The 12,594-nt window shown below is 57.2% G+C and carries 12 protein-coding genes; all 12 read right to left on the reverse strand.

Going from position 1 to position 12,594, the window contains the following annotated elements:
* Window positions 1-10 precede the first annotated feature (10 nt).
* Window positions 11-913 carry a FecR family protein gene (locus ACR0LL_RS15550; RefSeq protein WP_480588194.1) on the reverse strand — a complete coding sequence of 301 codons (903 nt, stop codon included), beginning with the start codon at window positions 911-913 and terminating at the stop codon, window positions 11-13.
* 397 nt (window positions 914-1,310) lie between these two features.
* Window positions 1,311-2,825, reverse strand: a complete 1,515-nt coding sequence (locus tag ACR0LL_RS15555) for an aldehyde dehydrogenase (NADP(+)) (protein ID WP_480588196.1) — start codon at window positions 2,823-2,825, stop codon at window positions 1,311-1,313.
* A gap of 71 nt (window positions 2,826-2,896) precedes the next feature.
* The gene (locus tag ACR0LL_RS15560; RefSeq protein WP_480488054.1) at window positions 2,897-3,577 is read right to left on the reverse strand and encodes a GntR family transcriptional regulator; all 681 of its coding nucleotides are present in this window, start codon (window positions 3,575-3,577) and stop codon (window positions 2,897-2,899) included.
* A gap of 226 nt (window positions 3,578-3,803) precedes the next feature.
* Window positions 3,804-4,829: a trans-3-hydroxy-L-proline dehydratase gene (locus ACR0LL_RS15565; RefSeq protein ID WP_480588198.1), complete on the reverse strand. Its 1,026-nt coding sequence runs from the start codon at window positions 4,827-4,829 to the stop codon at window positions 3,804-3,806.
* Window positions 4,830-4,837: 8 nt separating this feature from the next.
* Entirely contained in the window at window positions 4,838-5,938 is a 1,101-nt protein-coding gene (locus ACR0LL_RS15570) for a cis-3-hydroxy-L-proline dehydratase (RefSeq protein WP_480588200.1), read from the reverse strand.
* 15 nt (window positions 5,939-5,953) lie between these two features.
* Window positions 5,954-7,204 carry an NAD(P)/FAD-dependent oxidoreductase gene (locus ACR0LL_RS15575; RefSeq protein WP_480588202.1) on the reverse strand — a complete coding sequence of 417 codons (1,251 nt, stop codon included), beginning with the start codon at window positions 7,202-7,204 and terminating at the stop codon, window positions 5,954-5,956.
* Between the two features lie 66 nt (window positions 7,205-7,270).
* A complete protein-coding gene (locus tag ACR0LL_RS15580; protein WP_480588204.1) occupies window positions 7,271-8,203 on the reverse strand; it encodes a 4-hydroxyproline epimerase in 933 nt (310 codons plus the stop codon).
* Entirely contained in the window at window positions 8,194-9,153 is a 960-nt protein-coding gene (locus tag ACR0LL_RS15585; RefSeq protein ID WP_480588206.1) for a dihydrodipicolinate synthase family protein, read from the reverse strand. The genes ACR0LL_RS15580 and ACR0LL_RS15585 overlap by 10 nt, the downstream gene beginning before the upstream one ends.
* Window positions 9,154-9,190: 37 nt before the next feature.
* Window positions 9,191-9,913 carry an amino acid ABC transporter ATP-binding protein gene (locus ACR0LL_RS15590; RefSeq protein ID WP_267366726.1) on the reverse strand — a complete coding sequence of 241 codons (723 nt, stop codon included), beginning with the start codon at window positions 9,911-9,913 and terminating at the stop codon, window positions 9,191-9,193.
* Window positions 9,910-10,572 (reverse strand): amino acid ABC transporter permease, encoded by a 663-nt coding sequence (locus ACR0LL_RS15595; protein WP_480483377.1) that lies wholly within the window; start codon window positions 10,570-10,572, stop codon window positions 9,910-9,912. Before ACR0LL_RS15595 ends, ACR0LL_RS15590 begins: the two co-directional genes overlap by 4 nt.
* An 11-nt stretch (window positions 10,573-10,583) precedes the next feature.
* On the reverse strand, window positions 10,584-11,246 hold the full coding sequence (locus tag ACR0LL_RS15600; RefSeq protein ID WP_209507537.1) for an amino acid ABC transporter permease: 663 nt from the start codon (window positions 11,244-11,246) through the stop codon (window positions 10,584-10,586).
* 72 nt (window positions 11,247-11,318) lie between these two features.
* On the reverse strand, window positions 11,319-12,119 hold the full coding sequence (locus ACR0LL_RS15605; protein ID WP_480483375.1) for a transporter substrate-binding domain-containing protein: 801 nt from the start codon (window positions 12,117-12,119) through the stop codon (window positions 11,319-11,321).
* Window positions 12,120-12,594: the final 475 nt, after the last annotated feature.

A 12,594-nucleotide genomic window follows, 5' to 3' on the forward strand; every position in this document is an offset into this window, starting at 1 on the left:
GCCCAATTGGTCAAAAGCGCTGTTGGACCAGTTCATTTCCCGACTCTTGTTGTTCCCGTTCCTCCTGATCGGGCTCTTCGCGAACAGGTTCTTCATGTTTCGGTTCTTCGGGTTCCGGTTCTGGTTCGGATTCCGGCTCTGGTTGTGACGGGGGCGATGGCGGTGCTGCGACGCTGATTGCGCGCGGCTGGGGCGCAGTTCTGCGAATGTCGGCCCTGTCGACTTTGGCCTGTTGCACGGGCGCGCCTTCGCCAGAACACCCCTCAACCCGTACCTGCAAAGGAGGCAGCAGGCTTTCCTGCGACTGAACAAATGGGAAACCAGATTTTAGCGCCTGGTCATACTGCGCCTGATCAGCAGGCCGCCCGACTGATCCGCCTCCACTGGTGGCATACATGCTGCATACGCGGCCTGTGGACCTGCATGACCCTTGTGCACTGCACATTTGAACCGTCCCGTGCAGGACAAGCATTGCGCTTTGGGTTTGTGATACGACCCACATGTCGAAGGTTGTGCCACGAACTGCCATTGTCGCAGTTGGGGTCTTGATCGAATAGGCTCTTTTTCTGCTCTTGCCGGAAATGAATCGAAAGCTGCCACCAAGTGCTTGCACGGCAAAGCTTTTGGCCTTTCGATTGCCGCGAAGCATGGTCACGTCCAACACCATATGCGCATTGGGGCCAACGGCAATTTTGGTTTCATCCACAAAAACGATCTGAACCAAACCGCTGTGATCTGTAGAAATCGTATCGCCTGATTCAACATCCATTCCTGAAATGACAGGCTGAGTGTTTCCGGCGCGAATGATCTGAGCGCCTTGTTTGGCGCTGATGACAGTTCCGATGTTGGCAAGGGCCTGCACCGGCATGAGCGCGACAACAAATACAACCAACACAATCTTTAACCAAGCCAAACCATAGCCCCTTCCCCCAACGGGTCTAAGTAAGCGCGAAGCGCGCCAAGCTCGATTTTTGCCCCCAGAAATGTGTTATTCTTATTCAAATACTCTAAAATGCTAGCAATATTTATGCATTATGGTGTGTATTTGTAGCAAGTTGTTTTTTGGCCCACGTTTTCTAGCTTGGGCACACACGGGTATGCGGGCGATTGTCTCCGCCATGGTCAGAACGTGTGAACAACAGGCTTACACCTATGGATCTGAGAGCCGTAAGTCGAGCAAACTGGTAGGCGCTTAGCAAGGTAACTGAACAGGCCGAAGCACAGCCTTCAGTAAATTCGAGCATATGACACGTGGCTCATCGCTATCCTTGCGATGAGCCTTGACGCTCTTGCAGCGTGTTGTTGAAGGATCAGAGGAATTGTTCGGGCAACAATGCGTCCGGCATGTTCTGGTAACACACGGGTCTCAAGAACCGCCGGATCGACAATGTGCCGACAGAAGTAGCACCGAAATTGGTCGAAGCGGGGTAGGGGCCGCCATGCACCATGCTGTCGCAGACCTCGACGCCCGTGGGAAAGCCATTGGCCAGTACACGCCCGGCCTTGCGCTCGAGGATCGGCATTAGGGAACGCGCGGTGTCCATGTCCGCATCATCCATATGCAGGGTACAGGTCAGCTGACCTTGCAGACTGTGTGCGACGGCCCGCATTTCGTCAGGCGTTTCAGCGGTCACTATTACGCCCAGCGGGCCAAAAACCTCTTCACCAAGGGTTTCGTTTGCCAGCCAGTTCACAGCATTGGTGCGATACAGGTACGGGGACGCGGTACGTTGGTCACACATCGAGGTCAAAACCTCCTGCACACCTGTTGTATTGGCGATCCTTGCCTGACCAGTTCGGTAAGCGTCGGCGATGCCGTTGGTCAGCATGGTCTGCGCGGGTGTTTCTGACAAGGCGGTTCGCGCGGTCTCGGCGAAGCGATCCGCTGCTGCACCCGCCAGCAAAACGGCTACCCCGGGGTTCGTACAGAACTGACCTGCGCCCATGGTCAGCGACCCCGCCCAGTTCTGAGCAATGTTGTCGCCCCGGTTCGTCAGCGCAGCATCGAGAATGAACATCGGGTTGACCGAGCCAAGTTCACCGAAAAAGGGGATTGGTTCAGGTCGCGCGGCACATAGATCGAACAGTGCCCGACCGCCAGCCAATGAGCCAGTGAACCCGACAGCCCTGATCAGCGGGTGCTGTACCAAAGCGGAACCCACGGTCCGGTCACCCCCCTGAATAAGACTGAAGACACCGGGATGAATTTTGCAGCGTTCGATGGCAGCATTTATAGCCTCGGCTATGATCTCACCGGTACCCGGGTGGGCGCTGTGCCCTTTTACGACAACGGGGCACCCAGCAGCCAAGGCGGCAGCGGTGTCGCCGCCTGCGGTTGAAAAGGCCAAAGGGAAATTCGAAGCACCGAATACGGCGACAGGGCCAATTGGGCGCTGGATCATTTTCAGATCCGGGCGCGGCAGCGGCGAGCGGTCTGGCAACGGGCCGTCGTGGCGCCGATCAAGATACTCACCACTCAGAATATGTGTGGCAAACAAGCGAAGTTGGCCCGATGTGCGACCCCGCTCTCCTTGCAGACGGGCCTCGGGCAGGCCGGTTTCCTGCGTACCGATTTCAGTAATCGCCTCGGCGCGGGCTTCGATCTCATCTGCGATGGCATTCAAAAATGCCGCGCGGTCTTCCCGGGTCGAAAAACCATAGCTCCAGAACGCTTCTTCGGCAGCTTCCGCAGCTGCATCAACATCCTGAAGACGCCCCACCGAAAAACTGTGTGACGGTCCAAAAGCGGGCTGTGACTGAAAAAACGTGTCACCTGAAAGCCAATTTCCAGCGATGAGGTGCTTACCATGGGGGGAGCAGGTCATGAAGGTTCCATATTTACGATTCTGAAGCTATGGATAATGTATCCAATTAAGAGAGACAATCAAGCGCCCTGTTAGGTCTCCTCCATGGCGCGTTTTGCTACGATCATCTCCAGCAGCTGTTCCTTTGTTCGCCGGATGTGCCGCATCAGCATGTTACAGGCTTCGTCAACGTTCCCTGCTTGCGCCAGTTTCAACAGCTCTCGATGCTCTTTTTTCGCGGGTTCCCGCTGCTTCATCACGCTCAAATGCATTCGGACATAGCGGTCTGATTGCAGATTGACGCGGTCCAGCAATTCATTCGTCAGTTTCCTCTGCGACGCCGCGTAAAGGGCGGAGTGGTATTGGTAGTTCAGGATCCCCCACTTGCTGACGTCATTCTCGTCATAAGACGCTTCCATCTGTGTCAATATCTCGTTGCATCGTGCATAGTCGGCAGATGTCATCTGCGGAATGGCTCTGCGGAAAAGATCGACTTCAATAAGCATTCGAAGGTCGAATATTTCTCCAATCTCGTTCAATGAGTGTTTGGTAACTGATCCGCCCCGATTATTGGCCCATTGAATCAGGCCTTCAGCGTTCAGACGCTTTAGGGCTTCGCGGATGGGCATCCGAGATACGTCGTATTCTTCGGCCAGAGCTTCCTGGCGAATAGCTTCACCTTCGGCAAGTTCACCGTTCAGAATACGTTCACGAAGATCGTTCGCGATGACATCTGGTAGGCTTTGCTTGGTTATCGCGCGCTTTCCTGCCATATCTTTCCTGCCACTTGTTTGGGTACAGCTACCGGTTACCGGCGTTATTCCAAGCTGAGCCGCGACTCGGCCACCCAGAAAGCTGATTAAGGACACTCCGCTTGATAATGCATCCAATATCCATGGTGATTCAACCCTGCTGAGACAACACGGTAAGACCAAGAGCGAATGGAACCTTCTGTAACTGCCTTTCCCTGAGAGCGGGCGCGGCCAATGCACTGTTTAGTCAGACACCCCAGGTGTCCGACAAGCGATACCCGCCAGGCCAGGGGTCATCCGGGTCAAGCATGTGTTGGTGAATTCCGGTGATCCAGCCGCGCCCACTGATTTCGGGGACAATCGCGGTACGGCCCGCCACTTCGGTGGTATCGACAATCCGACCGGTGAACCGTGATCCGATGATCGAGACCGCCTCGAACGTCTGACCCGGCGACATCAATCCTTTTGCTGCCATCAGCGCCATGCGCGCGGAAACCGCTGTACCTGTAGGCGACCGATCAACCTTGCCGGGTTGGATCGCCACGGCAGATTTTCCGGTCAATCCGGTTTCGGTCTCGCTGATCGGGCCGCAGAAAGCACAGAATGAGATATGGTCCCAATCCGGGTTTTCAGGATGCGAAAACCCAAGCTGTTCATTGGCTGCATTGGTGATCTTCACCCCCAATCGGGCAATGTCACGGGCCTCATGTTCGACAATCTCGAATCCCAACGCCTGTGCATCGACCACGACAAAACTGTCACCCCCATAGGCGGTATCAACCATGATCGTATCCATTCCGGGTACCTCAAGTGGGACGGACAGTCTGTCGGCAAAGCTGGGCAGGTTCTGCACGAAAATGCGTTGCGCTTTGCCACCGCTGCATTCCGCCCGCACATGAACCAGCCCGCCCGGGGCCTCAAGCACCATATGAGTTTCTGGTTCCTGCATCGGAATGATCCCGCCATCCAGCAACACGGTTGAAACACAGATCGAGTTCGAACCCGACATCGGCGGTGTGTCTTCGGGTTCCATAATGATAAAGGCCGCGTCGGCCTTGGGGTGTTTCGGGGGCACCAGAAGATTGACATGACGGAAAACACCGCCCCGAGGTTCGTTCAGAACGAAGTTGCGCAGCGTCTGGTCGCCCGCGACAAAGCTGCGCTGTTCCCACAAGGTGTCGCCTGGTGGCGGGGCAACGCCCCCAACGATAACATCCCCGACTTCACCTTCTGCGTGGGCTGAAATGACATGAACGGTTTTGCTGCTCCGCATCGGATCTCTCAATATTGTGCGACAGGCTCGCCCAGAGCGTCGAAAATCGGTGTAACACCCAGACCCGGACGGGCGGGTGCGGTCATCCGGCCGATGACACGCTTTGGCGCACCCTCGGCAATGTCCACCGTGCCGTAAGAGTTGAAATCCGTGGCAGAGAATGTGAACTCGGACGGCGTTGAACGGGCCAGATGTGCGATGGCCGCCGTGGTGATGTCACCGCCCCAGGTGTCTTCGATCGTCATGGGGATGCCGTGCGCCACGCACAGGTCCCGCATAAGACGGGCTTTGGTCAACCCTCCGACTTTCGAGATCTTCAGGTTGATCACATCCATCGCGTCTTCGGCAATGCCGCGGACCAGCGTGTTGGGAGTGTCGATCACCTCGTCCATTACGAAAGGCAACGCGGTGCGGCGGCGGATCGACACGCATTCCTCATAGGTCAGGCAAGGCTGTTCCACATAGACATCCAGACCCGAAATCGCGCCCACCACGCGTGCGGCTTCGTGCCGGGTCCAGCCGGTATTGGCGTCTGCTACAAGCAGGTCTGACTTTTTCAGAACGGCGCGGGTGGCGTGGATACGGTCGATGTCGTCATTGGCCTCGCCACCCACCTTGAGCTGAAACTTGGTGTAGCCTTCGGCAGCATAGCCTTCGATCTTTTTGGCCATGATCTCGGGAGCTTCCTGACTGATCGCGCGATAAAGCACCACATCATCCTGCGCAGCGCCCCCCAGCAATGTGTAAAGCGGCTGGTCCGTGGCCTTGCCCAGCAGATCCCAGCAGGCAATATCTACCGGAGCCTTGGCATAGGGATGACCCCGCAAGGCCGCATCCATCGTGCGGTTGATCTGACCGATATTCAGTGGATCCTGCCCAATCAAATGCGCGGCCAGCTCTGCCAGCCCGGCCCGGACGCCGAGCGCAAAAGACGGCAGATAGGCCGAGCCAAGCGGGCAGCATTCGGCATAGCCCTTCAACCCTTCATCCGTGATGATTTCCAGAACGGTGCTGTCAAACACTTCGACAAAATTGCCGTTGGACCAGCTATAGCGGCCTTCTTTCAGCGGCAGATCCACCTGATATACGTTCAGCCCGGTGATTTTCATAAGGTGTTCTCCAGATTAGAAGCGTGTGGATGAGAAAGGTGACATATCGAGCACCGGCTTGGCGTCAGAGACCAGATCGGCCACCAGTTCGGCCGTGCCTGCGGATTGGGTCAGCCCCAGATGACCATGGCCAAAGGCATAAAGCACCTGTGGTGCGCGCGAGGATCGGTCAATCACTGGCAGGCTGTCAGGCAGTGATGGGCGAAAGCCCATCCATTGCGTGCCGCCTTCCAGGTTCAGGTCTGGCATGAAGCGCCCGGCCTTGGCCAGCAACGTGTCAGCGCGCCGGTAATTCGGGGCCAGCTTCAATCCACCCAGTTCGACTGCACCGCCGATGCGCACGCCGCCGTTGATCCGGGTTACCACAAACCCATGCCCCCCAAAGGTCAGATGAGTGCGCAGGTCAAAAGCGTCTTCGGGCAGGGTCGTGTTATAACCCCGCTCGGTCTCAAGCGGGATATGATCCCCCAGGGTCTTGGCCAGTTGGTGTGACCAGGCTCCGGCGGCAACAATCACCTGACCTGCCGAAATGTCGCCGTTGTCCGTGTCAAGGCGCACGCCGTCATCGGTTGGTTTCAGTGCCGTAATCCCTGCGATCTTTACCTGCCCACCGCGCGCGATGAACTGTGCCGCCAGATGCTCGGTCCAGCGGGCAGGGTCGACGGTATTCATCCATGTCGAGGTAAAACCCGCATGGGTAAATCGCCGGTTCAGCCCGGGCTGAATTTCGGCAATAGCATCCGGGCTGTCCAGAAGATCAAACGGGATGCCATGGTCCTTGCGCAGGTTCCAGGTGGGCAGGCTGGCACGGAATTCGCCCTCACTCTCGAACAACTGCAACTGGCCTTCGCGCTGCATCAGCGCCTCGCCGTCTACATGCTTGATCTGACGCTCCAGCGCCGCACGGCTGTGGTTCATCAGCGCGGCTTGTGCGGATAGTGAGGCTGCATAACGATCGCGCCAACTGGCCCGCCAGAACCGGAGCATCCACGGTGCAATACTCAGCGCATAAGCGGGCGGGATCGACAAAGGCCCCAACGGATCAAGCAGCCATTTTGGCGCTTTGCGCATGATCCCAGGCGTTGCAAGCGGCACGATATCTGTAAAGGCAAAGGCCCCGGCATTGCCCTTTGACGCCTCGGCTGCAACGCCTTCACGGTCCAGCACAAGCACCTGCCTTCCCCGCTTTTGCAACTCTAGCGCAGCGCTGATGCCAATGATGCCAGCACCGATCACAACTATGTCCGTCTTGGTGTCATGCTGCATGGTTACAGGTTCTCAAATAGTGGTACGGGGTCGGGGACCGGACAGCGTCTGTCCCCGGCCTTGACTTCAAAGCGCGATGCCATCACGGAACGGATCATTCGGCGCGAAAACCAACCTGCCTTCCGACATGATATGCGCCTGCCCGGTCAGGGTGGGAATGACACCCCCGTTCGGGCCGGGTTGGTAGCTCAGCACGTAGGGGCTGCCGATCACGCTTTCCTGTACAATCTCTTCCCCTGCTTCCAGCACCCCGTTTGCCGCCAGACAGGCGAGGCGCGCCGAACTGCCGGTACCGCAGGGCGACCGGTCATATTGATTGTCCGGGCACAGTACAAAGTTGCGGCTGTGAACATCCTTGTTGGGGGATTGATCCTGAAGGATCACATGGTCGACCAGTTCTCCGTTTTCGCCATGCACGCCCTGTGCGATGCAGGCTTCGCGTATGGTAATGGTCAGATCGGTCATCGCCCGAATATTACCCGGGTTCACCGGGATTGGGCTGGGATCAACAATGAAGAACCAATTTCCGCCAAAGGCAAGATCGCCGGTTATCGACCCATAGCCGCCAACCTCAATCTGCACAGCTGCCCGCACGCGACGGCTCTCGACATTTGTGACGCGTACGGTATTGGCGTCCAGTAAATCCACCGAGACGACACCGACCGGAGTTTCAACCCGATGCGTGCCCGGCCGGATTCTGCCCATATGTGCCAGAGTGACGCCCAGACCGATGGTGCCATGCCCGCACATGCCAAGAACTGCATCCGCATCAAAATAGATCACGCCGGTCTCACACCCTGGATCTTCGGGCGCGACCAGAAGCGCCCCCACCATTCCGGGCTGCCCCCGCGGCTCCAGCAAGATGGATTTGTAGAACGCCTCATGCTCGGTAGCCAAGCGTCGTGCACGCTCGGCCAGCGGGCCGGACCCCAGATCGGGGCCGCCGTCGAGGATCACCCGCGTAGGCATTCCCCCGGTGTGACTGTCAATCACATGCATTCAGCAATGACTCCACCCTGGCCGGACCAATCAGTAAACCAAGTGCGGAACAGGTCGTATTGCTGTTCGCAATAGTTGCGCTGGGCATCCGTCAACTCGTCGGTTTCGTTGAAGTGCAAACGGTATTCCTCTTCGCCGTTCAGGACCAGCAGGTGTTTGTAATACAGCACCAGATCGGTGCCCTCGTCAAAGCTGGCCAGCACACCAAAGGCTTCTTCAAGTTCGCGCGCGCGCAGGCGCGCTTCGGCATGGCCCGCCGCCGCTTTCTGGCACAGGGCAGCCAGCAGCAGTGCCTCCTTAGGCAGGGCAGTGCCAATCCCTGTAATCGAGCCGGTGGCGCCGCAATTGACGAAGCCATGGTAGACCTCGGTGTCCACACCAACCATCAGTGTAACCTGATCATCTTTCGAGGTAATGTGTTCCGCCGCATAGCGCAGATCGCTTTTGCCACCGAATTCCTTGAACCCAACCAGGTTGGGATGATCTGCCCGCAATTCCAGGAACAGATCGGCGCGCGTCGCAAAGCCGTAAACCGGGCTGTTATAGATGATTGCCGGAATATCAGGTGCAGCCGACAGGATCGCTTTGAAATGATTACGCTGCGCCGCGATGGACGATCCACGCGACAATACACGCGGGATCACCATAAGCCCTGCCGCTCCAACCTTTTGCGCATGCGCGGCAAGCGCCACGGCGGATTTCGAATTTATCGCACCTGTGCCGACGACAACGGGCAGTCCGGCCGTGATCAGACGTTCGACACCTTCCATCCGTTCGGCATCCGACAAGAGAGGCCAGTCGCCCATCGAGCCGCAATAGACCACGGCAGACATGCCCGCTGCGATCATTTCCTTGCCCTTTTTCACCAGCGCGTCGAAATCCGGTGTCCGGTCCGGTTTGCAGGGGGTCATCAGGGCTGGCATGGTGCCGGTGAAGATATTCTGGGACATGAAGGTAACCTTCCTAATTGTTTTGGGGCGGGGGCTTTTATCGCACATTCGCCAGGAATTTGCGGGTGTGTTCAGATTGGGCTTCGTTAAAAATCTGGGCGGGCGGGCCGATCTCTTCCATCACGCCCTGATGAAAAAAAGCAACCCGGTCAGATACATCACGAGCGAAACCCATCTCATGCGTGACGCAAATCATCGTCATCCCTTCCTCGGCCAAAAGCCGCATCGTGTCGAGAACTTCGCCCACCAGTTCAGGGTCCAGCGCAGAGGTGGCTTCGTCAAACAGCATGTATTCCGGCTCCATCGCCAGCGCGCGGGCAATGGCAAGACGCTGCTGCTGACCGCCCGATAAGGCCGAGGGGAAGACGTTCAGCTTTTCGCCCAACCCTACATGGGTCAACTGCTTTGCGGCAATGTCACGCGCCTCGTCCCTCGACTTGCCTTTGACAATCTTCGGGGCCAACGCAACGTTTTCCAGTGCTGTCAGATGCGGAAAGCTGTTCCATTGCTGGAACACCATCCCCAGTTTTGTGCGCAGCTTGTTGATGTCGGTGCCTTTAGCATGAACATCAATGCCATCAACCCGAACCGATCCCTGCTGGATCGGTTCCAGCCCATTGATGCAATAGAGAAGGGTCGATTTGCCGGAGCCTGACGCACCGATCACCGACAGGACCTCTCCTTTCTGCACATCCAGATCGATGCCTTTCAGCACATGCAGCGATCCGAAATATTTGTGCAGGTCGCGAATTTCGATCATTGGGCCCACCTTTTTTCTAGCGACGCGGAATACCGCGAAATCGGATAGCTGAGCGCGAAATAGAACGCGCCAGCGATTGTCAGGATCAGGAATGGTTCCTGCGTGCGGGTGATCAGGATCTGGCTGGCTTTCAGCAACTCAACATAGCCCAGAACCGAGACCAGCGCGCTGTCTTTCATCACACCCAGCGCGACCCCGACCCATGCAGGGAACACCGCGCGCCCACCAATCGGGAAGACGACATAGCGCAGGTCCTGCCAATAGGTCATGCCCAGGCTGCGCGCGGCGCGGCGCATCGGATCACCAACGGCTTCAATCCCGCCGCGCGCCACATTCGCAACCAGTGCTGCCGTGTAGATGGACAGGATCACAACGCCCGAGGCAAACGGGTCCAGATTGAGCCCGACAATAGGTGCAAAGTTGTAAAACAGCACCAGCTGGATGATCAGAGGGACCGACCGGAAAATATCCAGAACCGGAGCCAACGTCAGGGTCGCTGCCAATTTGCCCTCGTACAGAAGCCAACCGCACACCACGCCAAAAACCGTTCCAATGGAAATCGAAAGCACTGAAATCCAGAGCGTTCGCAGCGCCGCTTCGCCCAGAAACCACAGATCGTTGATGTTGAAGCCGCTGAAAAAGCTGACAGTGGGTTGCATCTGTGCCTCCTTCAGTAGCGGAAAAGCCGGGACGCCAGCAGGCGCGAGGCAAGCAGGATGATTTTGACGATCACGTAATAAATGACCGCGGTGACGGCGAAATATTCAAAGATTCGGAAAGTGCGCGAGGCAAAGAACTGGGTCTCGCCCGACAATTCCCGGAAGCCGACCAGCATACCCAGTGACGACATTAGAACAGCCCAGACCATCTGGTTCGTGATCGGATGATAGACAATGCGAAACACCTGCGGGATCACGACGCGTGTGTAAGCCTGCCACGCGGTCATGCCCAGCGATCGGGACGCGCGTAGCTGTGTCTCGGGGACGGCCTGAAAGCCGCCACGGAAGTTTTCAGCCAGATAACCGGCGCAATTGAATGTCAGCCCGGCCAGCACGATGAAGTACGGCGATAGATGCAGGCCAAAGGCACCAAGCCCGAAGCCGAAAAAGAACAGCTGGAACAGCGCCGGAGTATTGCGCGCCAGTTCGACCCAGGCTGAGGCGAACCAGTAAAGGGGACCTTTCAGGTGCAGCCGCGTCAGCGCCAGACAAAGTCCGATGATAATGCCTAGGACCATTGCCAGCACAGCAACCTGTATCGTCAGCAGCGATGCCTCAAGCAGGTCCGGCAGGCTTTTCATCACCGGTCGCCAATGGAAGTTATAGTCGAACACGGGTGTTCCTCACGCAATCTACCGGTCCTTTCGCCCGGCCATAGCCGGACGAAAGCATGGAGTAGGAAAGGGTCAGTACATTACGCCGGGAATGCGCAGCTCAGGCGCTTCGCCGCCGACATATTTACCCCAATGCTCCTGATAGCGGCCCGAACGCACCTGGTGGGTCACGAACAGGTTCAGGAAGTTCAGCCAGGTGACATCTTCGCGCTTGCCTACAACCGAAGTGTAGTCGGTGGTCCATGGCATGCGAGGGCCGGCAACAACAGTGTCATATTGCTGGGTAATCGGCAGCACGGCAGTGTTTGTGGTAATGCCGATATCGGCCTTGCCCTGAGCCACCGCTAGGAAAACCTCATTCTCGGACTGGTAGCCCTGGTAATTGCCTTCTTCGCCCCATTCGGCGGCGATCTTCAGCCATTCCTGCTCGGGCACGGTGCCGATCGCGGCGGCCACGCGCTTGCCACGGATATCCTCGAAGGTCTCAATGCCGCTTTCGGCATTCACGACACCCTGCGCATAATAGATGGCGTAAGGAATGGTAAAGCCCACCGTCCGCGCCCGTTCAAGGCTGTCCGAGGTTGCTCCGAACACAACGTCTGCGCGTCCGGTGACGATCACTGGCAGGCGTTCGGCCCAGGTCAACGGCAGGATTTCGGCCTCAACTTCAAGTGCGGCGGCCAGATCATTGCAGTATTCGACGTCAAAGCCTGCCGGTTCGTTATTCGCGTCGCGATACCCAATTGGCGGAAAATCCAACACAACACCGCAGCGCAATGTCCCGCGATCTACGACATCGTCCAGCGTGTCCGCCATCGCAGGAGCCGTGGTGATAGTGGTGAGGGCCGCCAGTGCGGCGAGTTTCTTGAGCATGTGATCCTCCCTGAATCAATCGATACGCGCAGCTATAGAGGATATTGTATCCAACATCCAGTATTTTGTTGAGCAGGAAAATCCAGCTTTCAAAAGGTGTCGTGGCTCTTGGATGTGATTGAAATGACTGACTTGGCCCGCGTGGAAGGCCCTCGTTCGTCGGCGGCCAAATGGATTTGACACCATGTTCTACTGGAGTTGGAGGTTTTTGGCTGAACGTGGTACGTCGTCAAACGTGAAGGTGCATTGTGCTCAGAGGCCGGGGAGCTTTCAGCTTGAGACGGAAAACGTTTTGTGATGGGAGCGTGCGACGCCCAGGCAACTCCAGCCTGTGTCTTTCAAAGAAAAGCGGCAATGCTGACCCGCGCAGCCAAATGCGCGTTCGGTCAGACTTTGACGGCTTGTAGTTCTTCGAGCAGGTCGAGGAGTTGATTGAGTTTTTCTCGTCCCATTTGTTTTTCGATGCTTTGGTAGA

Source organism: Ruegeria sp. AI2, assembly GCF_056541275.1.